At 66.6% G+C, this 24,343-nt stretch carries 24 protein-coding genes; 11 read left to right on the plus strand and 13 right to left on the minus strand.

The features are described 5' to 3' along the window. Window position 1: 1 nt before the first annotated feature. The 10 genes from C9F12_RS13420 to C9F12_RS13465 all read right to left on the minus strand — a co-directional run bounded on the left by C9F12_RS13420 (window position 2) and on the right by C9F12_RS13465 (window position 9,819). Complete coding sequence (locus tag C9F12_RS13420) at window positions 2–502, minus strand: DUF2878 family protein (protein ID WP_045990825.1); 501 nt, start codon at window positions 500–502, stop codon at window positions 2–4. Between the two features lie 11 nt (window positions 503–513). Next, a complete protein-coding gene (locus tag C9F12_RS13425; protein ID WP_108449189.1) occupies window positions 514–1,782 on the minus strand; it encodes a cyclopropane-fatty-acyl-phospholipid synthase family protein in 1,269 nt (422 codons plus the stop codon). After that, window positions 1,779–2,588 (minus strand): DUF1365 domain-containing protein, encoded by an 810-nt coding sequence (locus C9F12_RS13430; RefSeq protein WP_108449190.1) that lies wholly within the window; start codon window positions 2,586–2,588, stop codon window positions 1,779–1,781. The genes C9F12_RS13425 and C9F12_RS13430 overlap by 4 nt, the downstream gene beginning before the upstream one ends. Continuing rightward, the gene (locus C9F12_RS13435; RefSeq protein WP_108449191.1) at window positions 2,585–3,916 is read right to left on the minus strand and encodes an FAD-dependent oxidoreductase; all 1,332 of its coding nucleotides are present in this window, start codon (window positions 3,914–3,916) and stop codon (window positions 2,585–2,587) included. Before C9F12_RS13435 ends, C9F12_RS13430 begins: the two co-directional genes overlap by 4 nt. Continuing rightward, a complete protein-coding gene (locus tag C9F12_RS13440; protein ID WP_045990821.1) occupies window positions 3,913–4,725 on the minus strand; it encodes an SDR family NAD(P)-dependent oxidoreductase in 813 nt (270 codons plus the stop codon). Before C9F12_RS13440 ends, C9F12_RS13435 begins: the two co-directional genes overlap by 4 nt. Before the next feature lie 219 nt (window positions 4,726–4,944). After that, entirely contained in the window at window positions 4,945–5,385 is a 441-nt protein-coding gene (locus C9F12_RS13445) for a nuclear transport factor 2 family protein (protein ID WP_045990820.1), read from the minus strand. Between the two features lie 229 nt (window positions 5,386–5,614). Beyond that, window positions 5,615–7,045: a deoxyribodipyrimidine photo-lyase gene (gene phrB, locus C9F12_RS13450; protein ID WP_108449192.1), complete on the minus strand. Its 1,431-nt coding sequence runs from the start codon at window positions 7,043–7,045 to the stop codon at window positions 5,615–5,617. 79 nt (window positions 7,046–7,124) lie between these two features. After that, window positions 7,125–8,036, minus strand: a complete 912-nt coding sequence (locus C9F12_RS13455) for a MerR family transcriptional regulator (protein WP_045990818.1) — start codon at window positions 8,034–8,036, stop codon at window positions 7,125–7,127. Window positions 8,037–8,351: 315 nt separating this feature from the next. Beyond that, on the minus strand, window positions 8,352–8,738 hold the full coding sequence (locus C9F12_RS13460) for a CbiX/SirB N-terminal domain-containing protein (protein ID WP_108449193.1): 387 nt from the start codon (window positions 8,736–8,738) through the stop codon (window positions 8,352–8,354). Between the two features lie 52 nt (window positions 8,739–8,790). Beyond that, entirely contained in the window at window positions 8,791–9,819 is a 1,029-nt protein-coding gene (locus C9F12_RS13465; protein WP_108449194.1) for an FAD-dependent oxidoreductase, read from the minus strand. A 375-nt stretch (window positions 9,820–10,194) separates the two neighbouring features. On the opposite strand from C9F12_RS13465, the gene C9F12_RS13470 reads away from it, so the two are divergent. Next, window positions 10,195–11,106 carry a TIGR01777 family oxidoreductase gene (locus C9F12_RS13470; RefSeq protein WP_045994219.1) on the plus strand — a complete coding sequence of 304 codons (912 nt, stop codon included), beginning with the start codon at window positions 10,195–10,197 and terminating at the stop codon, window positions 11,104–11,106. 146 nt (window positions 11,107–11,252) lie between these two features. Here the strand turns inward: C9F12_RS13470 and rapA are convergent, their stop codons facing one another. Then, on the minus strand, window positions 11,253–14,192 hold the full coding sequence (gene rapA, locus C9F12_RS13475; RefSeq protein ID WP_108449195.1) for an RNA polymerase-associated protein RapA: 2,940 nt from the start codon (window positions 14,190–14,192) through the stop codon (window positions 11,253–11,255). A 343-nt stretch (window positions 14,193–14,535) separates the two neighbouring features. Next, window positions 14,536–15,345, minus strand: a complete 810-nt coding sequence (locus C9F12_RS13480; RefSeq protein ID WP_045994221.1) for a TlpA disulfide reductase family protein — start codon at window positions 15,343–15,345, stop codon at window positions 14,536–14,538. A 169-nt stretch (window positions 15,346–15,514) separates the two neighbouring features. On the opposite strand from C9F12_RS13480, the gene C9F12_RS13485 reads away from it, so the two are divergent. Then, window positions 15,515–15,787, plus strand: a complete 273-nt coding sequence (locus tag C9F12_RS13485) for a hypothetical protein (protein ID WP_045994222.1) — start codon at window positions 15,515–15,517, stop codon at window positions 15,785–15,787. Between the two features lie 9 nt (window positions 15,788–15,796). Here the strand turns inward: C9F12_RS13485 and C9F12_RS13490 are convergent, their stop codons facing one another. Continuing rightward, complete coding sequence (locus C9F12_RS13490) at window positions 15,797–16,216, minus strand: glyoxalase/bleomycin resistance/dioxygenase family protein (RefSeq protein WP_045994223.1); 420 nt, start codon at window positions 16,214–16,216, stop codon at window positions 15,797–15,799. A 411-nt stretch (window positions 16,217–16,627) separates the two neighbouring features. Between C9F12_RS13490 and phnC the strand changes: the two genes are divergently transcribed. From phnC to phnK, 9 genes are all read left to right on the plus strand, one after another. Continuing rightward, entirely contained in the window at window positions 16,628–17,497 is an 870-nt protein-coding gene (gene phnC, locus C9F12_RS13495) for a phosphonate ABC transporter ATP-binding protein (RefSeq protein ID WP_045994224.1), read from the plus strand. A gap of 58 nt (window positions 17,498–17,555) precedes the next feature. Then, window positions 17,556–18,587 carry a phosphonate ABC transporter substrate-binding protein gene (gene phnD, locus C9F12_RS13500; RefSeq protein WP_045994225.1) on the plus strand — a complete coding sequence of 344 codons (1,032 nt, stop codon included), beginning with the start codon at window positions 17,556–17,558 and terminating at the stop codon, window positions 18,585–18,587. Window positions 18,588–18,677: 90 nt separating this feature from the next. Then, window positions 18,678–19,472 (plus strand): phosphonate ABC transporter, permease protein PhnE, encoded by a 795-nt coding sequence (phnE, locus tag C9F12_RS13505; protein WP_045994226.1) that lies wholly within the window; start codon window positions 18,678–18,680, stop codon window positions 19,470–19,472. A gap of 92 nt (window positions 19,473–19,564) precedes the next feature. After that, the gene (gene phnF / locus C9F12_RS13510) at window positions 19,565–20,332 is read left to right on the plus strand and encodes a phosphonate metabolism transcriptional regulator PhnF (protein WP_108449196.1); all 768 of its coding nucleotides are present in this window, start codon (window positions 19,565–19,567) and stop codon (window positions 20,330–20,332) included. After that, the gene (phnG, locus tag C9F12_RS13515) at window positions 20,329–20,772 is read left to right on the plus strand and encodes a phosphonate C-P lyase system protein PhnG (protein WP_239452594.1); all 444 of its coding nucleotides are present in this window, start codon (window positions 20,329–20,331) and stop codon (window positions 20,770–20,772) included. The genes phnF and phnG overlap by 4 nt, the downstream gene beginning before the upstream one ends. A 2-nt stretch (window positions 20,773–20,774) precedes the next feature. Beyond that, window positions 20,775–21,473 (plus strand): phosphonate C-P lyase system protein PhnH, encoded by a 699-nt coding sequence (gene phnH / locus C9F12_RS13520; RefSeq protein ID WP_108449271.1) that lies wholly within the window; start codon window positions 20,775–20,777, stop codon window positions 21,471–21,473. Further along, on the plus strand, window positions 21,473–22,672 hold the full coding sequence (locus C9F12_RS13525) for a carbon-phosphorus lyase complex subunit PhnI (protein ID WP_108449197.1): 1,200 nt from the start codon (window positions 21,473–21,475) through the stop codon (window positions 22,670–22,672). Before phnH ends, C9F12_RS13525 begins: the two co-directional genes overlap by 1 nt. Continuing rightward, complete coding sequence (locus C9F12_RS13530; RefSeq protein WP_108133448.1) at window positions 22,669–23,517, plus strand: alpha-D-ribose 1-methylphosphonate 5-phosphate C-P-lyase PhnJ; 849 nt, start codon at window positions 22,669–22,671, stop codon at window positions 23,515–23,517. Before C9F12_RS13525 ends, C9F12_RS13530 begins: the two co-directional genes overlap by 4 nt. Further along, window positions 23,514–24,335, plus strand: coding sequence for a phosphonate C-P lyase system protein PhnK (gene phnK, locus C9F12_RS13535; protein WP_045994228.1), 822 nt, complete (start codon window positions 23,514–23,516; stop codon window positions 24,333–24,335). Before C9F12_RS13530 ends, phnK begins: the two co-directional genes overlap by 4 nt. The last annotated feature ends 8 nt before the right edge of the window (window positions 24,336–24,343 follow it).

The following is a 24,343-nucleotide window of genomic DNA, read 5'->3' on the forward strand; positions in this document are numbered from 1 at the left end:
TTCAGCCTGAGCGTCGACGCAGGCCGATGCCGATGACCAGGCACAGCGAGGCCCAGATCAGCGCCTGGGTCGGCAGCAGCCAGTCGGCCAGCTCGACGCCCGCCAGTGCCGCGCCGCCCAGATAGGACGAGGGGCCGCCGATCAGGCCGCCGAGGGCGGCGAGCCAGGGGCGCGCCCATAGCCACTCCAGCGAGTGATGAATCAGGGTGGCGAACAGCGGCCACAGCCACAGTAGCCACAACGCCAGCGGACCGAGGCTCGGGTTCTGCGGGTCGAAGCGATAGCCGCCCAACGCCGCCAGTGAGCCATCGATTACGACCCCAGCCAGCAGAAACCCCAGCAACCAGCGCCATTCTCCGGGCTTGGCCAACCAGCGCAGGTGCGCCACGATCACCGCCAGGGCAATGGCTCCGCCGGCCCAGGCGCCCATCAGCACACAGCCGAACCAGCCCAGCTGGAAGCCCGCCACATTGAGCAGCGAGGCCTGCCAGCGGGGGGGCATCGGTCCCCTGATCATGGCTTGCCGAGCCGAGTTCGCGGCCGCGCATCGGGCTTGGCCAGCAACAGGTGGCAGGTGCTGATGGTGCGCTCCGCGAAACCCGCCTCGCAGTAGCACAGATAGTAGCGCCACATCCGCACAAAGCGCTCGTCGTAGCCCAGCTTGCCGACCTGATCGAGGCTCGCCTCGAAACGCTGGCGCCACTCACGCAGGGTGCGGGCGTAGTGCGGGCCGATATCATCCAGATCGACCAGGTTCAACGAGGTGTGTTTCGTCAGGTTCTGCAGCAGTACCGTGGGCGATGGCAGAAACCCACCGGGGAAGATGTAGCGCTTGATGAAGTCCATCTCTCTGCGCGCGGCTTCATAGCGCTGATCACGTACGGTGATGGCCTGCAGCAACGCCAGCCCCTGGGGCGCCAGCAACTGGTCCAGGGTCTTGAGGTAGCGCGGCAGGTAGTCGGCGCCGACCGCCTCCACCATTTCCACCGAAATCAGCCGGTCGTAGCGCCCGCTAAGTTCGCGGTAGTCCTCGTTGAGCAGGGTGACCTGATCCTCGAGTCCCTCCTCGGCCAGGCGGCGAGCGGTATGCTCGTATTGCTCGCGGGAGATGGTGGTGGTGGTCACCCGGCAGCCGCGGGTACGGGCGGCATGGATCGCGAGCCCGCCCCAGCCGGTGCCGATCTCCAGCAGGTGGTGGTGAGACCTGACGTCCAGCTTGTCGAGCATGACATCGAGCTTGTGGGTCGAGGCCTGCTCGAGGGTAGCCTCCGGGGAGGGGAAGATGGCACTGGAGTACATCCAGTGTTCACGGTCCAGAAAGGTCGCGAACAGGTCATTGCCGATGTCGTAGTGGGCCGCAATATGGCGCCGGGAGCCCTTGCGGGTATTGCGCTGCAGACGCAGCAGCGTGGACAACAGGGCGCGTCCCAGGCCGGCCAGGCCGCCTTCCACATCGTCATTGACCCGGTCGATGTTGCGCGCAAACAGACGCACCAGTCCGACCAGATCGTCCACGTCCCAGTCGCCGTCCATGTAGGCTTCTGCCGCCCCCAGGGTGCCGCCCAGCGCCATGCGCTTCCACACCCGACTGCGGCGTACCACCAGGGTTACGCTCAGTTCCCCCTGTTCCCCAAGCTGATGGCGCTCATGGCCGTCGACAAGGGTGATGCTGCCGTGGCGCAGTTGGCCCAATTGCGCCAGCACCCGAGGCTTGAGCCAGTGGCTGAGCCTGTCGCCGCGTCGGCTGATGGTGACGCCTTGTTCGCTCCTGAGTGTGGTCAAGACGGAGTCTCCTCGGATCTGGATGAGAGGCCTTCGGCCGGCGGTGGGTGATCGTGCAGCGGGACGCCCTTGAGCCACAGCCTGATTGCCTCCCAGTGGATGGCCGCCAGGGTCTTGGTGGCCATCCAGGGTTGCCGCGCAAGGCCGGCGAGCAGCGCCGGTCGGGTAGCCGGCCGGCCTGCCAGGGTCAGGGTGGCATCGAAGTGGCGCTGGCCATCCCGCCAGGTCTCCATGTGCATGGCGAGCTCACGCCCCGGGCTGTTGAAGCGCCAGTGGTAAGTCATGCCCATGGGCAGAAAGGGCGATACGTGCAGGTCCTTGTCGAACTCAGCGCGGTGGCTGTGACGCTCGGGGTCTACCGCGGCAGCGTAACGGGTGCGCTCGCGCCAGGGGGTATTGGTGACTTCACCGAGTATCGCGCCCAGACGCTCGCGTCCCTCGCCGTCGGGTTCGTGGTAGAGGTAGTAGAGCGAGATGGGATTGAACGACACCCAGGGAGAGCCAAGCTGGGTCAGCAGGCAGACGCGGCCCTGGGGCACCTCGCCCAGGCGCTCGCGGACCTCGGCCCGGGCGGCGTCGGCCAGGGCTATCTCGCTGCCCCGTGCCGGCAGGTAATTCTCGCGCCTGAAGCGGGCCAGCGCCGGCCTGCGGGCACTGAAGCCGGGCACCCGGTCGAACAGTTCGGGCAGCTCCTCCAGGTCGAGCCAGGCCATCCATACGCGATAGGCAAACTCGTGGGGGCGCGGCAGAAAGCGCCGATGGCGCAGGGTGCCGCGGTAGATCCGCGAACGCGGCTTGGCGATCATGGTGCCACCGCCTCCAGCCGCTCATGGTCGCTTTCCTCGCAGCCCAGCGCCTTTGCCACCCGCAGCGCGCTCCACACGCCATCCTCGTGAAAGCCGTTGCGCCAGTAGGCGCCGCAGAAGTGAGTACGCAGCGTCGCAGAGGAGATCTCGGCATGACGCGCCTGGGCCAGGCTACCCTGGGCCGTGAACTGGGGATGGGCGTAGCGAAAGCGCCCGAGCACCTTGGCCGGGTCGATGCTGTCGGCGTCGTTCAGGGTCACGCAGAAGGTGTGCGGCGCGCTCAGGCGCTGGAGGATATTCATGTCGTAGGTGACCGAGACCCGGTCAGCGTCGCGGCGGCCGTCGAGGCGATAGTTCCAGCTGGCCCAGGCGCGCCGACGGCGCGGCAGCAGGCGAGTATCGGTGTGCAGTACCACCTCGTTGTCGGCGTAGGGCAACGCCGACAGCACCTCGCGTTCGGCGTGGCTGGGGTCATCGAGCAGCCCGAGCGCCTGATCGGCGTGGCAGGCCAGCACCAGTTGGTCGAAGCGTTCCTCGCCGGCATCGGTGCGCAGCATCACGCCGTCGTGTTCCCGACGAATACCGCGCACCGGCGTCGCCAGGCGGATGGCGTCGGCGTAGGGCGCCACCATGGCATCGATATAGCCGCGCGATCCCCCTTCCACGGTGTACCACTGGGGCCTGTCGTTGACCGACAGCAGCCCATGGTGGTGGAAGAAGCGCAGGAAGAAACGCGTGGGAAAGGCGCGGATATCGGCCAGGCTGGCCGACCAGATGGCGCCCCCCATGGGCAGCAGGTAGTGGCGCTGAAAGTCGTCGCTGAAGCCATGGCCATCGAGATAGTCGCCAAGGGGCATCAGCAGGGCATCGCTGGACGTATCCTGGCCCGGTCGCGCCAGATCGGCGATGGCCAGTCGGTTGAAGCGCAGGATCTCTCCCAGCAGGCGGTAGAACGCAGGGCGCAGCAGGTTGCGACGCTGGGCAAACAGCGAGGTCAGGGTGTGGCCGTTGTACTCGAAGTCGCGGTCGGTGCGATGCACCGAGAAACTCATCTCGGTGGCCTGAGCGTTTACCCCGAGGTGTGCCAGCAGGCGCTGGAAGTGCGGATAGGTGCGGTCGTTGAAGACGATGAAGCCGGTGTCGATGGCGTAGTCCCGTCCGTCCAGGCTGACATCCACGGTAGCGGTGTGTCCCCCCAGCCGGTCGGCGGCCTCGAACAGCGTCACCCGGTGACGCGCGCTCAAGTAGCGGGCGGCGGCCAGGCCGCTGATACCCCCACCGATCACCGCGATGCGCTGGGCCTCGAACGGCGGTTGAAGGCGAGTCATTGGTTGCGTTCCTTGTGGGGGGTGGAAGCGTCATCGTCTTCGCGCCTGACCAGGCGCTTGCCCAGGGCGATCCTCAGCCGCAGGGGCAGGATGCCCATGAACTTGACCAGGTAGGTGAAGCGCCGCGGGAAGTGGATGTCCCGTCGGCGTGCCGACAGTCCTTCGAAGATCGCCTTGGCCGCCTGTTCCGGCGTGACCGCCATGGGCATGGGGAAGTCGTTGCGTTCGGTCAACGGCGTCTTGACGAAGCCGGGGTGGATGACGCTGACGTCGATGCCTTGATGGGCCAGGTCGAGTCGCAGCGACTCGAGAAAGTAGCTCAGTGCCGCCTTGGACGCGCCGTAGGCTTCGGCACGCGGAAGCGCCAGATAGGCCGAAGCACTGGACGTCGCCACGATCTGCGGGCGGGCACCCTGGCGTCGGGCCTTGTGCAACAGCGGCAGAGCCACCTCGATGCCATGGATGGTGCCGAAGAAGTTGGGTTCGAAGTTGTCGCGAACCAGGGTGGTGTCGACGCGGCCGCCGTCGAGGTAGACGCAGGTCCCGGCGTTGAAGATCACCATGTCGAGGCCGTCGAAGGCCTCGTCGATGCGTGCGGCGGCGTCCTGCATCGACGCGCGGTCGGTGATGTCGGCGGGGACCGGCATGGCATTCTCGTGATCCTTGGCCAGTCGTTCGAGGCCAGCCTTGCCGCGCGAAGTCAGGGCGACGCGATGGCCATCGTCGAGCAGGCGTCGTGCCAGTGCCTCGCCGATGCCGGAGGTGGCGCCGGTCAGCCAGATGCGCTGAGGGTTGGGGTCGCGTGCCATCTACTGTCGCTCCTTTTGCGGTGCGGCCTTGCTGTCTGAGCTTGCTGTGGGCTCGATTCAAGCTCGCTGCGATTCACGCTTGTCGAGATTCACTCTTGTTGTACAAGGTCGGATCAGAATTCTGGGCCTGCTGTCAGCTACGTATCGGCGCCGTCCATGGTTTCAGCCGACGGTGCGTATATTTACCGAAGGCGCGGGCATTGGCCGGCGCTGCCAGCCTCAACCGGCGGCGTATCGCTTGATGCTGCGTATCACCGCGCCGAGCAACGGCAGGCGCTCGTAGAGCAGCGCACCGGCGTCGAAGTGGTCCTGGTGGTGGACCACCTTGCCGCCGTCTGGTGAGGCGAAGCGCAATACCGAGCAGCCTTCTACGTCGATCTGGCGGCCTTTGCAAAGGCGCCGGTGGCGCAGCGCCATGGTCCAGCACACGAAGCCCCGGTCGCCGTCCCGCAGGCCATGGTGAAAGCGGAAGCGGCAGTCGATCACGTTGGCGTATAGGGCGTCGAAGTCGCGCTTCAGTGCCTCTATGCCTTCCACCCGATGCAATGGGTCGATAAAGACGATGTCACTAGAATATATACTGTATAGCTTTTCTGTACAGGTATTGTCTAGTTTATTGAAGGTGTCGCAAAAGGTCGCCAGCACAGGGTCCTGGATCATGGGGTGCTCCTTGTCGGTGTTGTTGTCGTCGGCAGATCGGACTGAGGTGGATCGGGCTTAGGTGGATCGGGCTTAGGTGGATCGGTCTGAGGTGGTCAGGGCTTAGGTGGTTCGGGCTTAGGTGGTCAGGGTTTAGAGGGTTCGGGCTGGTGCGGATCAGCAAAGGGACCTCAGAATGACTCTGGCTTGTGCCGGGCTATCTCACGCCAGGCCAAGCCAGACAGTGTCCTTATCCCGCGTCCTTCGACAGGCTCTTGAAGGCGTCGAGTGCGCGCTCGCGGGCGGCGCGGTGGTCGACGATGGGGGCGGGGTAGTCGAGGTCGGTGAGCAGATCCCGGGTCGGGGCATGTCGCTTCTTCGGCGCCAGTGACGCAAGCTCCGGCACCCAGCGCGCGATGAACTCGCCTTCGGGATCGAAGCGTTCGGATTGGGTGGTGGGGTTGAAGATGCGGAAGTAGGGCGCGGCGTCGGTACCGGTGGACGCCGCCCACTGCCAGCCGCCGTTGTTGGCGGCGAATTCACCGTCGACCAGGTGCTCGAGGAAGAATCGCTCTCCACGTCGCCAGTCGATCAACAGATGCTTGGACAGGAACATGGCGGTCACCATGCGCAGGCGATTGTGCATCCAGCCGGTGGCGACCAGCTGGCGCATGGCGGCATCGACCAGCGGATAGCCGGTGCGTCCTTCGCACCAGGCGGCAAAATCCTCGGGGGCATCGCGCCAGTCCAGGGCCTCGGTGTGGCGTTGAAAGGCCCGATGGCGGCATACCCTGGGGAAGCCTGTGGCCACGTGCTGGTAGAACTCTCGCCACACCAGTTCGCTGACCCAGGCGGTCAGGCCGGCGTCGCCGTCGCTCAAGCTACCGTCGTTGACCGCCATCACCGCCTGCATGCACTGACGCCAGGAGATCATGCCCAGCGCCAGATAGGGCGATAGCTCGCTGGTGCCGCGTCTGGCCGGGAAGTCCCGCTGCTCCTTGTAGCGCTTCGCCGGGCTGTCAGGGAAACCTCGCAGAAAGCGCGACAGGCGGTCACTGGCGGCCTCCTCGCCGGCCGGCCAGTGGCGACCATCCACGCTCTTGTTCGGATAGTCGGGGCGCTGGCTGGCGCTGGAGGACAGCTCCAGCGGCGCCTGGCGCTCCGGTGGGTCCAGCACCTCGAGTCGCTCGGCGCTGATGGCCTTGTGCCAGGCCTTGGCGAAGGGGGTGAAGACGCCGTAGTAGTCGCCCTTGCCGGTGAGCAGCTCGCCGGGACTGAAGGCCACGGCGTCGCGCAGGGCACGCGCCTCGAGGCCGCTGTGCTCGGCCTGCGCCAGCACCGCCTGGTCGCGCTTGACCTCATCGAGGGGGTACTCGCGATTGAAATAGAGGGCGTCGGCGCCGAGCTCCTCGGCCAGCGCCATCAGTGCCTGGGGGGCGTCATCGAAGCGCGGCACCTGACGCTGGATCAACGGGATATTGCGCTCGGCCAGGGCTTCGCCCAGGGCCTCCACGCCACGACACAGAAAGTCGAGCTTGTTGTCGCCGTGGCCGTGTTCGCGCCACTGCTGCTCGGCGTGCAGAAAGACCCCGATGACCGGGCCGCGTCGGGCGGCGTGGTAAAGCGCAGTATTGTCGTGAATACGCAGATCGCTGCGAAACCAGACCAGAGTGACAGGCATGGGGAGCTCCCGCGAATCGTGTCGTGGTTAGAGGGGGCATCGCGCCGCGACGGGGATGATCAGGCTGTCTTGTCGTGGCTCAGTGCTGGCGAATCAGTGGCCTCAGCCGGTCCAGCGCCATGGGGATGTCGTCACCGAGCACCTCGATCTGGCTGTCGGCCAGTTCGGCGGCGCGGATGCGTGCCACCGGGCCGCACAGCGCCAGCGGAGTGTCGAGCTGTTCGGCCAGGCGAGGCAGCAGTCGACGGACCACGTCGGAGCGTTCAGCCTTGCCGCTGCACAGCACCACCGCACCGGGGCGCAGGCGCTCCAGCGCCAGCGGCAGATCGGTGAACGGCAGCGGCGCATCCATCAGGGCGATGCGGTAGCCGCGTTCACTGGCGGCGAGCGCCAGCATCAGGGTCCACAGCGAACCATCATCGTCTGGCAGGGTGTCCAGCAGCAGGGTGGAACCACGGGCGGTGCGATTGGCGTGAAACAGGCGAATACCGATGCGCGTGCGCAGGAAGCTCTCCAGACTGCGTCGCTGCAAGGCCGCGCCAAGCTGCCCTTCCCAGCGCTCCTCGAGTTCCTGGACCACCGGCTGCCATAGCTCACTGATGCAGGTGCCGACCGGGTAGAGGGCCAGGGACTGCTGGTACAGGCCGTCCAGATGATCCATGTCGAGGGCATCCACCGCGCCCAGCATCTGGCGGCGCTGCGAGGTCCAGTCACCGGCGGCGGGCGGTGCCGTCTCGGCGGGCTCGGGCTGGGTCAACAGGTCCTTGACCTGACTGACCGGGACACCGCGGTTGAGCCATTGCAGAATACGCTCGACCCGCTCGATGTCTTCCCGAGCGTAGAGGCGATGCCCCTTGGGCGTGCGGCGCGGCTCGATCAGTCCGTAGCGCCTCTCCCAGGCACGCAGGGTCACCGAATTGACCCCGGTGAGCCGCGACACTTCGCGGATGGGGTAGAGAGGAGATTCGGTGGGGGGCGCCGTATGACTCATGAGGGCCTCGATGCGTGTCCTGGTGCGATTGTGAAGGCGCAAGCTGCGCCCTGTCCCTGGAAGTTGTCGATGGCGTAGGTGACTCGACGTTTCCGTAGCTGTACAGACGCTACAAAGTGTACAACAGTTTTACCGCTTTTCGCTCACGCTGATTGAACGTCTAGGCTTAGTCTGAAAAGTCGGCGAGCGAAGGTTAGACAAGGCAAAAATCGGTGAGACAGCGCAGTTTACGGGGTGTAAATGAGCATGTTGATCCGATTTTTAACGCCGTATTACCGAGCGTAGGCACTTTTCAGACAAGCCCTAGGGGGCTGATCAGGGGGCGGGTGACAGCGTCTCGCCGACCTGGTCGGCCACTGCGCTTGCCAGCGCCTCGACGAACACGGGGTGTTCTCCTACCGGCGCCAGCAGCGTCAGCTCGAGCCCCGGGTGTTCGCTGCGCAGGGCGTCGATCTGGGCAGGCACATCCTTGCGCAGATGACGACCGGCGGCGAAGAACAGCGGCAGCACCTCGATGCGGGTAGCACCGGCTGCGCTCAGTTCGGCCACGGTGGACTCCAGCGACGGCTCGCACAGCTCCATGTAGGACAGCCGGATCGGCGTGCCAAGGCGTGGCGCCAGGGCGTCGCGGAAGTGCTCGAAGGGCGCCCGCCAGTTGGGATCGCTGGAGCCGTGTGCAAGTAGTACCAGTGCGTATGACATGTTCGGTTTCCTGATGACCTGAAAATGGGTAAGCCTGCGACTGGCGCCCGCTTCAGGCGTCGGTGGCAGTACGATGCAGGGCCTCGGCGACGTGCACGCCCGACAGCCAGGCATCCTCGATACGTCCGCCGCGCAGACCGTCACCGGCCAGTGCCAGGCCATCCTCGCCGAGACGGTGATCGGGCGCCGCCAGCGTAAGGTCCGCGGTGGCGTAGCGCCAGCGATGGGCACCGCTGGCCGTGATCTGGGGCAGAGAGGAACCTGTCGGCAACCGGGTTGCGAGGGCCTTCTGCAGGGCTGCCGTCAGCCTGCTGGCCACGTCCTCGGCGTCGTCCTCGAGATGGCGCTGACTCCATTCGTCCCGGGCCAGCAGCGAAAGCGTCTCGCTCTGGTGCTCGCGCCCGGGCTTGCGATTGTGGCGAACCGCCAGGCGCAGCGGCCCCTGGTCAAAGCGTACCACTGGCCAGTCGGCGTCGATGCCCTCGAGCGTCAGCGCTGTGTCGAAGCGCACCCAGGCACTCCAGCAGGGCAGCATGCGGATCTCACGACAGGCCTTCGCCAGCGCCTCGTCGTGGGGGCGCAGCAGGGGTTCGGCCTGGGCCGCCGGCGCGGTCACCACCACCCGGTCGAAGGGGCCGTAGCTGTCGCCCTGCGGGTCCTCTAGCCACCAGCCGTCCAGGCGATCGGTCAAGCGGGTGACGCGAGTCGCCGCAAACAGCTCATGGGGGGCGGCCAGGTGGCGGGTGATGGCGCTCATGCGTGGAGTGCCGCAGTAACGATGTTGATCGTCGCCTTCCTCATGCCAGGCGCCCGAGGCGTCGACCCGATAGCTGGAGGGCGGCCAGGGCGTGGCCACCCCTGCGGCTTCCCAGCGGTCGACCTCGGCGGCGAAGGCAGCGTCACGCACGCTGAAGTATTGAGCACCCAGGTCGAGGGATTCGTCTCCCTCCCGGCGAGAACTGGCGCGCCCACCGGGTCCTCGGCCCTTGTCGAACAGCACCGCACGGTGACCGTGTCGGCGGAGCTGGCCGGCGCAAGCCAGGCCGCTGAACCCCGCTCCAATGATGGCGACCTGCAGCATCGACGGAAGCCCTCCTCGAGTCTGTGGTGTCAGTATCTTGGATGTAGCGTATAAGTGATGTACAACTTGAGTCAAATGAAGTCCTAGGCTCTGTCCGAAAAGTCGACGAGCGAAGGTTAGACAAGGCAAAAATCGGTGAGAAAGCGCAGTTTACGGGGTGTAAATGAGCATTTTGACCGGGCTGGCGCACCAGCCGATTTTTAACGCCGTATTACCGAGCGCAGGCACTTTTCAGACAAGCCGTAGACCGGCCAGCGCACAACCGACTAGGCTGAAATCAGGCTGGTCGCACGCTGCGGTGGTCGCTGCCGTCAGAGAGGGCCGACGGTATGTGGTCGGGGCCAGGGATCGTTGTGTATTGCGAGAGGACAAGCTATGCGAGTACTGATCACCGGTGGCAGTGGCTTTGTGGGCCAGCGTCTGTGTCGACGCTTGGTGGACGCCGGTCACCGCGTACAGGTGGTCTCCCGCTCACCGGCGCAGGCGGCGAAGGTGCTGCCCGAAGGAGCGGATGTACGGGTCAGCGCGCTGGACTTCGTCGACGCGCCGCCGGGGGTGCTGGTCAACCTGGCAGGCGAGCCCATTGCCGACAAGCGCTGGAGTGACACTCAGAAGGAAAGACTTATCGATTCGCGCATCAACGCCACCAGGGAACTGGTGATGCTGTGCGAACAGCTGTCGCAGACCGCCAAGGCCCCCAGGGTGCTGGTCAGTGGTTCGGCCATGGGCTTCTACGGCGATCAAGGCGGGGGCGAGGATGCGCCGACGGTAACCGAGCAGACAGCGCCCCATGATGAATTTGCCCACCGCCTGTGCAAGCGCTGGGAACAGGCCGCCGCTGGAGTGAAGGACTTCGGCGTGCGCCTGGCGATCCTGCGCACCGGCCTGGTGCTGGATGAAGGCGGCGGCATGCTCAAGAAGCTGCTGCCACCGTTCAAGCTGGGGCTGGGGGGGCGGCTCGGCAAGGGCGATCAGTATATGCCCTGGATCCATCGCGAGGATCTGGTGGAAATGATCCTGTGGTTGATCGAGAAGGAGCACCTGAGCGGGCCCTTCAACGGCAGTGCCCCGGAGCCCGTCACCAACCGCGAGTTCACCGAAGCGATCGGGCGTCACCTGAAGCGCCCGACGCCCTTTCCGGTGCCGGCGATGGTGCTGGAGACCGCCTTCGGCGAGATGTCGCGGCTGCTGCTGACCGGCGCGCGCATGGTGCCGCAGCGCTTCGAGGAGGAGGGCTTCAGCTTTCGCTACCCGACCCTGGACAAGGCGCTGGACGACATTCTTTAAGACGGCGCGAGTTCCGCTGTTCGACACCGGCGGTCGCTACTGCCGGTCGATACCCCAGGCGACTCACGTTACGCCAAGGCCTTGCACCGGACACATCTCGCAAACAGCAGGAGCCCCGCGCTGTCGGTCGCAGCGCGGGGCCACCCTTAGCGGCTGTCGTCGTCGATGGTCACGATCACACGCACGGCGTCCAGGCGCAGGCGGGTGCCTTCGATGGCCTGGTCCAGCGCCTGGCGCTCGTCGCGCAGGGCGGTGATCTCGTCCTCGCGTACCGACGGGTTGCGCTGTGCCAGGGCCTCGAGTCGGGTCAGCTCGTTGTCCAGCGTCTGGCGCATGCGCACCTGGGCGGCCTCGACGATCGTCGGCAGCTCTCGCTGGGCCTCGGCCTCGGCGCTGTCGAGCAGGTCTCGCAGCTGGTCGTGACGACTCTTGATCAGGTCCCGCGCCACCGCCTTCTTGACCTTCTTGAGGTTCTTCGAAAGACCGGTGAAAGACACCTTGTCGGTGAGGTTGGCGCCGGACTCGTCGAGCAGCACCCGCACCGCGGTGGGCGGCAGGAAGCGATTGAGGTGCAGGCGCTTCGGTGCCGGACAGTGGGTGCGGAACACCAGCTCCGCCATCAGCCGGCCGGCAGGGATCGCCGGATGCTTGAGCAGGGCAAGGGCGGTGTTGCCCATGTTGCCGTCGAGGATGCGGCCCATCATCTCGCGCAGCAGCGGGTGTTCCCAGGACAGCCGCTGGACGTCGTCCCGGGCCAGCGCGCGGGAGCGCGAGGTGGTCACGGTGAAGCCTTCCTCGCCCTTCACCAGCCCTGGCAGGCCGTCGAGCATGTGCGAGCCCGGTGACAGCAGGGTCAGGTCGTTGCCAAGTTCGCGACTGTCGACGCCGAAGATGTCCAGCGCCTGGTCGAGGTAGCGTGGCAGGGCGCGGTCCTCGTCGAGTTCGACGATCCCCTGCTTGACCGACTCGACCCGCTCGGGACGGCAGGCGTTGAGCTCCAGCAGGCGATTGCGACCGGCGTCGCGTTCCGCCAGCTTGGCGTCGAACAGCGCGCGGGTCTCGCCGATGACTTCTTCCAGGGCCTCGTCGTCGAGCAGGCTCTCGGCCAGGTCGTCGCCGAAGGCGTCGAACAGGTCATTGCCGATACCGTGCGGCGCACTGAAGGCGTCCATCCCCTCCTGATACCAGCGCAGCAGTTTCTCGCCGGGGCTGCCTTCGAACACCGGCACATGGATCTCGATGGCGTGGCGCTGGCCGATGCGATCGAGACGGCCGATGCGCTGCTCGAGCTGGTCCGGGTGGAGCGGCAGGTCGAACATCACCAGATGACGACAGAACTGGAAGTTGCGGCCTTCGGAGCCGATCTCGGAACACACCAGCACCTGGCAGCCGTCCTCGTCATCGGCGAAGGCGGCGGCGGCACGGTCGCGCTCGACCAGCGACAGGTCCTCGTGGAACACCGGCGCCTGTACTCCGCCGAGCACGCGCAGGCCGTCGGACAGCCCCTGGGCGGTCTCGCGGTCGTGGGCGATCACCAGTACCTTGTCGTCGCCCATCTCGGTCAGCCGTTCAAGCAGCCAGGTCACCCGGGGGTCGAACTGCCACCAGGGTTCGGCGTTGAGAGGGTCCTCGGTCAGGGCGCTGTACATGCCGTCCAGATAGACCATCACCTCGGGGTGGTCGAGGCCGGTCTCGATCAGCAGCTCGTCGAGGTAGTCCTCGTCCCGCGCCAGGCGACGCAGCACTCGGCGATAGGACGACGGCAGCTCCAGCTTGTCGACGTGCAGGCGACGTTCAGGGAAGCCGCCTACGTGGCGACGGCTGTTGCGGAACATCACCCGGCCGGTGCCGTGGCGGTCGAGCAGCTGGTCTCGCAGCTGGGCGCTGGCCTGCTGGCGCTGTTCCAGGCTGCATTCGGGGTTGGACAGGGTCGCCAGCAGCGCCTGGCTGTCGCCGTCGTCGGCGACCGCGCCGATGGTGTCCCGGGCGCCGGCATCCAGCGGCCCGTCGACATCGCCCAGGGCGTCGATGGCCTCGGCCACCGCCACATAGCCCTGCTCTTCGGCGCGGAAGGCCTCCAGGTCCGAGTAGCGTTCGCGATCGAGCAGGCGCAGCCTGGCAAAGTGGCTGGCCAGCCCCATCTGTTCCGGCGTCGCGGTCAGCAGCAGCACGCCGTCGGTGGCGCCGGCCAGGCGCTCGACGCAGGCGTAGCCGGGGCCGACCTCGTCCTCGCTCCACTCCAGGTGGTGGGCTTCGTCGACGATCAGCAGGTCCCACTCGCAGGCTTCGGCCTGTTGCTGACGGTGGGTGTTGGCGAACAGCCAGTCCTGGCTTGCCAGCACCAGCTGGCCGGCCTCGAAGGGATTGGCATCGCCATGGGCCTGGCTCTGCTGTTCGTCGAGCAGGGTCACCGACAGCGAGAAGCGTCGCAGCAATTCCACCAGCCACTGGTGAGTCAGGCTCGCCGGCACCAGGATCAGCGCGCGCTCGACCCGCCCGGTCAGCAGCAGGCGATGCAGGATCAGTCCGGCTTCGATGGTCTTGCCGAGGCCGACTTCATCGGCCAGCAGCACGCGAGGCGCCTGACGCGAGGAGACCTCGTCGGCGATGTACAGCTGATGGGGGATCAGATCGATGCGTGGGCCGGCCAGACCCAGCGCCGGGTTCTGCTCGATGCGATGGTAGTGATGCAGGGTGCGAAAGCGCAGGTCGAACCAGTCGTTGCGATCGACCTGGCCGGTCAGCAGACGATCTCGGGCCTGGTCGAACTGCATGCTGTCGGCCAGCCGGGCCTCCGGCAATTCGCACAGCTCGCCCTTGTCGTCTTCGCCGATATAGACGATCAGGCCATCGATTTCCTTGGTGTCGTCCACCGTCATCTGCCAGCCCTCGGCGGACTGGATGCGATCACCACTGCCGAAGGCGACTCGGGTCAACGGGGCAAGACGGGTACTGTAGGTGCGGGTTTCCTGGCTGGCGCCGAAGAGCACGGTGACGCTGCGCGCGTCGCAGTTCAGGATAGTGCCCAGGCCGAGTTCGGCCTCGCCGTCGCTGATCCAGCGCTGGCCGGGAGAGAAGTCGCTCATGATGCCTCGGGAGATGCGTCGTTACGGTTCGTGGTCGCGGGCCAGGCCCGCCGCCGACAGGGCGCGGTATCTTACAGCAATCTTCAGTCTGGCTTAAGCGCCATCGTCATGCCCGTGATCAGATGTCGCATGGCGGCTGAAACCTTCGCATCGAGGCGTTCCCGAAACGCCCCCGCGCTTGCCGCCGTGCCCGGGCCAGCGATGAGCTCGGCCGTGAGGTGGGGGATTCAGGCTACGTCAGTGCAGGAAAAGACAGGTTGGGCGGGCCGAGGCGGGGTGTCCCCCTCGGCCCTGAGACTGCGGGTGCGGTTCACCTGCAGTATGTGCTCAGGTTGGCAAAGTTTCAGCGCGCCAGCCAGTCGTCCAGCAGAGGCAGGGTCAGCTCCCCCACATGGCGCTCGAGCAGCTTCCCTTCGGCGTCGAACAGCAGTGTCGTGGGTAGCCCGGGAGATTGACTCGCTGCCAGCAGTTGCTGGCGCGGGTCGAGCAGGGGGTAGCGAAAGTCCAGGCCGGCCTCGTCCAGGTAGCGCGCGACCTGAACCAGCGGCTCGCCCTGATTGGCCACGACCACGGTGACGTCGTCGCGTTGGTCGATGTCGGCCAACAACGGCATCTCGCGCCGGCAAGGCGGGCACCAGGTAGCCCATAGATTGATGATCAGCGGCTTGCCGGTGGGGCCGCCTGCCAGCGAGGCCAGTTCGATGGGGGCGCCATCGACGTCTTCCAGGGTCAGCTCTGGCACGCGTTGTGGCGCCGGACTTGCCGACAGCGGCGCCCAGCTGACCAGCGCCAGCCAGGCAAGCGAGGCGACCAGCGTCAGACCCAGGGCACCGAGCAGGGCGCCGAGGCGATCACGCAGTGACCACAGGGTCCACAGGGCGGCGGCGACCAGCCCCCAGACCCCGCTGTAGCCGGGCAGCCACAGTTTGATGATATCCAGCCAGTTGTCCTGATAGGCGGCCCAGTGCGGCAGCACGTGCCCGAGGCGAGCGCCGACCAGCCAGGCCAGCATCAGGCCGTTGAACCAGCGACCGTGGCGGCGGCGGGGCAGGCCCATCAGGAAGGCGCTGGCGGCCAGCAGCAGCAGGGTGACGACGAGGGCGTAGAGACGCGGCAGGCTCACTAGCACCGGACCGATGGCGATGGCATCCATGGATGGGGCGAACTCCATTGGGGAAACGCGAAAGCACGAAAATGCGCAGGCGAGCAGGTACACTTGGTGGGCTCGATCCGGCAAGGCTACTGCGCCCGATGCGCGCTGTCATCTCGAGCCGCCTGCCGGGCCATCGGTTTTCGAGCCATCTCTCTGATCAGGATCTGTGATGTCACCACCCAAGACCTTCGACCCCCTGCGCGCCCTGGCCATCGGCAGCCAGGCCCTCGGCTTCGTGATGATCTTTGTGCTCGGCACCACCCTGGACCACCCGCGCCCGTGGCAGGGGCTCACCCTGGGGCTGATGCTGGTGGTGGCGTTGGTAGTAGCGATCGTCCGGCGCTACCGCAACAACCGCCTGCAGAAGTTCCGTGACGAACGGCGCCAGCGGCTGTTGGGTGATGATGAGGGCGATGACGAGGGGGACGAGGGACATGACTGACCAACAGCGTCAGGCCCGGACCTCTCGGGTCGATGAGGCGCAGCGGGCCGGATCGATGGCGGTAAGCCTCAGCCAGTGCCCCTCCGGCATCCGGCACAGCACCACCCGAAAGGCGCACTGACGCGAGGTGCTGTTGTCTCCCTCCCAGCTCTGTACAAAGCCGCACTCGTGTCCGCAGTCTTCCAGGCGTCGACGCAGCGCAGGAAAGCTGGCGGCGTCGACCTCGAGATTCAGTGTTCTCGGCGGCGTCGGGGTGTGGCTCGCCAGCAACATCAGCACCTGGGTGTTCTCGCCGCCCCCCAATTCCAGGGTCACCCCAGTGTCGCTGGCGACCAGCACCCGAAGGCCCAGTGTCGTCTCGAAGAACCGACGCATTCCCGCCAGGTCGCTGACCTCCAGGGCGCCCGGCTCCAGACTGAGATGCTGCATGACATGCCTCCGTGGGATCATGTGTCGGATTCAGTCTGGCGCCGAAGCCGCCGGTTTTCCCTTCAAGCCTTTTTATGGCCTCTATCGCCTGGCGCTATGGGCGTGGCGATTGGCCGCTTGCGGGTGCCTCCTTGCAGCCCTTTCCAGGGCGTCTTGTCCAACTTCCTTTTCGTACAAGTGGACGACGTCTTCGTCGACAGGTCGCCCTGCCTGAGTATGACGAATCGGCGGCAATGACGTGACCGCTGCATGACAGCCAACCCCAACTCCTTGTTTTTTATACCTCTGGCGAGGTAATGCCGGAGCGCTTGCTCCGTGTGCAGGGAAATTTGTCATCTCAATGACATTGTCTAGACAACTGGCCTTCATCTTTGATGTCCAGACTGGCGCCATTCCTAGAGGAGAGGCGTCATGTCCATTCCCACCATCATCGTCGAGCGGCTCAACAAGAACTTCGGCCATAGCCGAGTGCTCGAGGATGTCAGTTTCGAGATCACCCCGGGGGAGATCGTTGCGCTGATCGGCCCATCCGGCTCCGGCAAGTCCACCCTGATGCGTCATCTGGTCGGACTGACCTGCTGCAACCGTGATCGCGGTGGCCGAGTCAGCCTGCTGGGGCGCGAGATCCAGGCCAGCGGTCGCCTTCGCCGGGCCAGCCGTGGCCAGCGCTGCCGGGTCGGCTACATCTTCCAGCAGTTCAACCTGGTCAATCGCCTCAGCGTGCTGACCAATGTGCTGATTGGCCAGCTCGGGCGCATGCCGCGGGCGCGGGCGCTGCTCGGTCGTTTCAGCGACGAGGAACGCCAACGGGCCCTCAAGTGCCTGGCTCGGGTCGGCCTCGAGGGCATGGCCTACCAGCGTGCCAACACCCTTTCCGGCGGTCAGCAGCAGCGGGTGGCCATCGCCCGGGTGCTGATGCAGGACGCCGACGTCATCCTCGCCGACGAGCCCATCGCCTCGCTGGACCCGCGCAGCGCCCGGGAGGTGATGGAGATCCTCGAGCGGATTCACGCCGAGGATGGCCGCACCGTGGTCATCACCCTGCATCAGGTCGATATCGCCCGGCGCTACTGCCACCGGGCCATCGCGCTCAAGGATGGGCGCCTGTACTTCGACGGCAAGACCTCCGAGCTGACCGACGCACGCCTCAAGACCCTGTACGAGAACGCCGGCCTCGACGAGCTGCGTGCCGGCAGTCAACCCGACCTGCCGTCACCGCTGCGTGAGCCGAGCTACACCCAGGCCCAGACGGCTGTGTCGGCGCAGGTCGTCCATAGCTGAGCCACCACATCCTGCGACACCTGTTCCCACAACGACCGATAACCTTCAGGAGAATCCCATGTCTCTCGCATCCTTTCGTCGCCTGTCGCTGCCATTGATCGCCGGTATCGGCCTCGCCGCCAGTGCCCAGCTGGCCGCCGCCGAGACCGAGACCCTCAAGTTCGGCATCATCTCCACCGAGGCCAGCCAGAATCTGGCGCCGCTGTGGGACCCGTTCCTGGCCGATATGTCCGAGCAGATCGGCATGGAGGTCGAGCCCTTCTTCGCCACCGACTACGCCGCGGTGATCCAGGCCATGCGCTTTGATCAGATCGACCTGGCCTGGTACGGCAACAAGTCGGCCATGGAAGCCGTCGATCGTGCCGACGGCGAGATCTTCGCCCAGACCGTGGCGGCCAACGGAGCCCCGGGCTACTGGAGTCTGATGATCACCCACAAGGACAGCGACATCGAAAGCGTCGATGACGTCCTGGCCAACGCCTCCGAGCTGGTGTTCGGCAACGGCGATCCCAACTCCACCTCCGGCTATCTGGTGCCGGGCTACTACGTCTTCGCCAAGAACGGTGTCGACGCCTCGTCAGCCTTCAAGCGCACCCTGAACTCCAGCCACGAGACCAACGCCCTGGCGGTGGCCAATCAGCAGGTCGACGTGGCCACCTTCAATACCGAAGGCATGGAGCGTCTGGAAGTGACCGCGCCGGACAAGGCCGAGCAGCTGCGGGTGATCTGGAAGTCGCCGCTGATCCCGTCCGACCCGCTGGTGTGGCGCGGCGACCTGGACGACGCCACCAAGGAAAAGCTGCGTGAGTTCTTCCTGAACTACGGCGATGACGCCGAAGAGCAGCAGATTCTCGAGCCGCTGCAGTGGTCTGGCTTCGATGCCTCCGACAACGACCAGCTGTTGCCGATCCGTCAGCTGGCGCTGTTCAAGGAGCGCTCCGAGGTGGCAAAGGACGAAAGCCTGGACGAAGGCGATCGCGAGGCCCGACTGGCCGAGATCGACAGCCAGCTCGACGATCTCGATGCGCGCATGAAGGAAGTGCAGGCCGCCGAGGCGATGCCCGAGGATGCCGCCACCAACGCCGGCTGATGTGACGCCAGGCCGCGCCGGGACGAAGGCCCGGCGCGGCCTGGACCGCTCACGCTGTCACCGCTTTCTCAAGTTCCCCCAGGAAAACGCATGACCACCCAGACACAACTTTCCGGCATCAGCCTGCCGCCCAAGCGTAGCTGGACCACCCTGGCGCTGTGGGGCGTCGGCCTGGCGGTGCTGGCCTGGTCCTGGCAGGGCGTCGAGATGCGCCCGAGCCTGCTGGTGACCAACGCCGACAATATGGCGACCCTGGCCGGCGACTTCTTTCCCCCGGCCTTCGGCAACCTCGGCCACTACATCGAGCAGATGCTGGTGACCATCCAGATCGCCATCTGGGGCACCCTGCTGGCCATCCTGGTCGCCATTCCTGCGAGCCTTCTGTGCTCCGAGAATCTGGTGCCCTGGTGGGTCTACCAGCCGGTGCGCCGACTGATGGACGCCACCCGTGCCATCAACGAGCTGGTATTCGCCATGCTGTTCGTGGTGGCGGTGGGGCTTGGGCCTTTCGCCGGGACCCTGGCGCTGTTCATCCACACCACCGGGGTGCTGGCCAAGCTGTTTTCCGAAGCGGTGGAAGCCGCCGAGGCCGGGCCCATGGAAGGCATTCGGGTCACCGGAGCAGGGCGCATCGAGGAGATCGTGTTCGGTCTGATTCCCCAGGTGCTGCCGCTGTGGATCTCGGTGAGCCTGTATCGCTTCGAGTCCAACATCCGCTCGGCCACGGTGCTCGGCATGGTCGGTGGCGGCGGTATCGGGGTGGCGCTGTGGGAGACCATGCGCGGATTCCAGTACGCCGAGACGGCCACCATCATGCTGGTGATCATCATCGCCGTGACGGCGCTGGACATGGCCTCGCAGTTCGTACGCAAGCGCTTCATCTAGGCTGACACAGCAGAGCCGAGTAAGCAGACCAGAACGGCTGGTCTGCCGGTGGCTTCGGCCACCACCCGATACCTCTTTTTTTTGGAGCGAAGATGTCTAGACAAGTGACCGAGGCAGGCAGCACGCCGCGCTATCGCCAGTTGGCCGATGTCCTCTCGCGCGAAGTCCGGGCGCAGTACTCTCCCGGCGATCTGCTGCCCAGCGAAGCGGCGCTGTCCAGGCGCTTCGGCGTCAACCGCCACACCGTACGCCGGGCGTTGGACGAACTGGTGGCCGCCGGCATGGTGACCCGTCACCAGGGCCGTGGCACCCAGGTGGTGGACCGCCGCCTGGACTATGCGGTCAACGCCGCCAGCAAGGTCACCCACAACCTGGCGGAACTGGGCCTGGCCACCGAGACCTGCTGCCTGACCCAGGGCCTGGCGGTGCCGCCGGAGGCCATCGCCCAGCGCTTTGCGCGTGGGCCGGGCGAGAGCCTTCTGTGTGTCGACACCATGCGCCATGTCGACCGGGCCCCGCTGTTGCGGCTGCGCCACTGGTTCGACCCCGAACGGGTGCCGGGCTGGCTAGATCGCTATCGCGGTGGTTCGACCCGGGCGCTGCTGGACCAGCACTACGGGCTGCGCCTGAGGCGCTCCCGGGTGCGCCTGGAAGCGGTCCAGGCCGACGCCGACGACAGCCGCATGCTGCAGTGCGCCCGCCTGGCGCCGCTGGTGGTGCTGACCAGTGACAACGTCGACGCCGATGGTCGTCTGGTGGAGATCTCCGTCAGTCGGGCACGGGCCGATCGGCTGGCCTATCACTTCGACTTTCCCGCGGACGAGCGTCCGCAGTCCCACGACGACGAGGGCTTCTCATGACACCGACCATGACCCCGACGCAGCGTCATCGCCTGCTCGCGTTGACTCCTTTCGACCGTCTTGCGCAAGGCTGGCAGTCCCTGGGCATCCAGGCGAGCCACCGCTGCGTGCGTGGCCCCGAGACCGGCATGGCGATGGTCCGTGGCCGCATGGGCGGCAGTGGATCGGCCTTCAACCTGGGCGAGATGACCCTGACCCGGGCCAGCGTCGCCCTCGATGACGGCACGCTTGGCCATGGCTGGGTGCGTGGTCGCGACAAGGCCCACGCCGAGCTGATCGCCCTGGTCGACGCCTGCGCTCACCACGACCACTGGGCCAGGCGTATCGACAGCGAACTGATGGCACCGCTCGAGCAGGCACTCGATGAGCAGCGCAACCAGGCCTCGCAGACCGCCGCCGCCACCCGCGTCGACTTCTTCACCATGGTAAGGGGCGAATGAACATGACTCAGCAGACCTCCGAGGCCGTCCGGCCCCACGACTGGCCGGGACTCGCCGATCCCGTTCACGACAGCCAGCGGCTGTTTCGTCAGCTGCTCGGCGCCATGTCCGAGCCCGGCACCCTGACCGAGCTTGTCTTGCCGGAGCTGCCGGCCGGCGCGGCGATCTCGCCCGCCGCCTGGGGCGCGCTGCTGGCGCTGTGCGACCTCGACACCCGGGTGTGGGTGGACGAGGGGCTGGCTGGCGCCAACCTCGCCGCCGCCCTGGCCTTCCACACCGGGGCGCGACTGACCGACGACCCGGCCCAGGCCGACTTCGCCCTGGTGACCCCTGACACCCTGTCCCGCGAGGACGGCTTCGCGCTGGGCTCGGACGCCTGGCCCGATCGCAGCACCACCCTGATCGTGATGGTCGAGGCGCTGGCGCAGGGCGAGGACTGGTGGTTATCCGGTCCCGGGGTACCCGGTCAGCGCGGCCTTGCGCTGGGTAACGCCGAGCGCGTGCTGCCGTTGATGCGTGTGCTCGCCGCCAATCGTGCCCACTTCCCCCGGGGGCTGGACGCCTTTATCAGCAGCGGGACGCGACTCACTGCCATCGCCCGTAGTACCCGTCTGTCGGGAGCTGGCTTGTCCGGCGCAGGATTGTCCGGCGCAGGATTGGCGGGAACAGACGACGCCGAGCATCAAGAGGAGACCGCCTGATGTATGTCGCCGTGAAAGGAGGCGAGAAGGCCATCGCCAATGCCCACCGCTGGATGGCCGATCGTCGTCGTGGAGAGCGCGACCAGCGCGAACTCGAGGTATCCCAGATCCAGCAACAGCTGGGGCTGGCGGTGGACCGGGTGATGGCCGAGGCCTCGCTGTACGATCCCGAGCTCGCCGCCCTGGCGCTCAAGCAGGCCAGCGGCGACACCGTCGAGGCGGTGTTTCTGCTGCGCGCCTATCGCACCACCTTGCCGAGGCTGGCCGAGACCCTGCCGGTGGATACCGGCGCCATGCGCATCGAGCGTCGCATCAGCGCCACCTTCAAGGACGTGCCCGGCGGCCAGGTGCTGGGTCCGACCTACGACTACACCCACCGGCTGCTCGACTTCATGCTGCTGGCCGGCGTGGAGACCGAGACCGATACATCGGCGCCGCAGCGTGCCGAGGAAGGTCTCGAGGCCTGCCCCCAGATCCTCGACTGTCTCAACCATGAAGGCCTGATCGAGCGGGAAGAGGACGACGGCAGCGAGCCCTACGACATCACCCGCGATCCCCCCGACTTTCCGGTGGATCGCGCCACCCGGCTGCAGATGCTGGCGCGTGGCGACGAGGGCTACCTGCTGGCGCTGGGCTATTCGACCCAGCGGGGCTACGGGCGCAATCACCCCTTCGCCGGCGAGATCCGCCAGGGTGCGGTGGAGGTCGAGATCGAGGTCGAGGGCTTCGACGGGCCGGTGTGCGTCGGCGAGATCGCCATGAGCGAGTGCCAGATGATCAACCAGTTCGCCGGCAGCGGTGACACCGCCCCCCAGTTCACCCGTGGCTACGGCCTGGCCTTCGGCCGCAACGAGCGCAAGACCATGGCCATGGCGCTGGTCGACCGCGCCCTGCGCGCCGAGGAGCTTGGCGAGCCGATCCAGAGCCCGGCCCAGCAGGCCGAGTTCGTGCTGGCCCACGCCGACAGCGTCGAGGCCTCGGGCTTCGTCTCGCACCTGAAGCTGCCGCACTACGTCGACTTCCAGTCGGAGCTTGAGCTGATTCGCCGCCTGCGTCGTGAGCACGCCGAGCGTACCGCCGCCACGGCCGAGGCCGTGTCCGACACCCAAGCCGCCAGCGCACGTCCTGCACCAGGCGATGGCGACAAGGCCGATCCCGAAAAGGCCCAGGCCAAGAACGTCCAGGAGAACGTCCGATGAACACCGCCATCGACAGCGGCTACAACTTCGCCTACCTGGACGAGCAGACCAAGCGCATGATCCGTCGCGCCCTGCTCAAGGCGGTGGCGATCCCCGGCTACCAGGTGCCCTTTGGCGGGCGCGAGATGCCGATGCCCTACGGCTGGGGCACCGGCGGCATGCAGCTGACCGCCAGCGTGCTGGGCGCCGACGACACCCTCAAGGTGATCGACCAGGGCGCCGACGACACCACCAACGCGGTCAGCATCCGCGCCTTCTTCGAGCGCGTCGCCGGGGTCGAGACCACCACCGCCACGGCACAGGCCAGCGTGATCCAGACCCGTCACCGGATTCCCGAGAAGACCCTGCGCGCCGACCAGATCCTGATCTTCCAGGTGCCGATCCCCGAGCCGCTGCGCTTTATCGAGCCCAGCGAGGAGGAGACCCGGGTCATGCACGCCCTCGAAGAGTACGGGGTGATGCACGTCAAGCTCTACGAGGACATCGCCCACCACGGCCATATCGCCACCACCTACGCCTACCCGGTGAAGGTCGACGGGCGCTACGTGATGGACCCCTCGCCGATTCCCAAGTTCGACAACCCCAAGCTGCACATGAGCGAGGCGCTGATGCTGTTCGGCGCCGGCCGCGAGAAGCGCCTCTACGCGATTCCGCCGCACACCCGGGTGGAGAGCCTCGACTTCGAGGATCACCCCTTCGAGATCCAGGCCTGGGACGAGCCCTGCGCCATCTGCGGGGCCACCGACAGCTACCTGGACGAGGTCATCATCGATGATCAGGGCGCACGCATGTTCGTGTGCTCGGATACCGACTACTGCAACTCCCGCAGCGAGGAGAAGGCATGAAGCGCCCACAGCTTGAACGACCCGCCCTGCTCGAGGCCCGCGCTATCCAGCGCCTGTACGGCCCCGGCAAGGGCTGCGAGGAGATCGACTTCACCCTGCACCAGGGCGAGGTGCTGGGTATCGTCGGCGAGTCCGGCTCGGGCAAGTCGACCCTGTTGCGGGTGCTCTCCGGGCTCGAGGCGCCGGATCGCGGCCAGGTGGTCTATCACGCCGGGGAGGCCGGCTCGGTCGGCGGCTCCCCCGGCAAGGACGAGGCGCTCGACCTCTACGCCATCAGCGAGGCACGCCGCCGCGCCCTGCTGCGCATGGAGTGGGGCCTGGTCCATCAGAACCCCCGGGACGGCCTGCGCCTGGGGGTCTCCGCCGGGGCCAACGTCGGCGAGCGGCTGATGGCGCTGGGCCAGCGCCACTACGGCGAGCTGCGCGCCGCCGGCCAGGACTGGATGGGCCGGGTCGAGCTCGACCCGGCGCGCATCGACGACGCGCCCCAGACCTTTTCCGGCGGCATGCAGCAGCGCCTGCAGATCGCCCGCACACTGGTGACCCAGCCCAGGCTGGTGTTCATGGACGAGCCCACCGGCGGCCTCGACGTCTCGGTCCAGGCGCGGCTTCTGGACATGCTGCGCACCCTGACCCGGGAGCTAGGCCTGTCGGTGATCCTGGTCACCCACGACCTGGCGGTGGCCAGGCTGCTGGCCCACCGCCTGATGGTGATGCGCCGGGGCAGGGTGGTGGAGGCCGGGCTGACCGATCAGATCCTCGACGATCCGCAGCATCCCTACACCCAGCTGCTGGTGTCCTCGGTGCTGACGCCATGAATTCGCTT

This window comes from Halomonas sp. BN3-1, assembly GCF_003056325.1.
Lineage (GTDB): Bacteria > Pseudomonadota > Gammaproteobacteria > Pseudomonadales > Halomonadaceae > Halomonas > Halomonas litopenaei.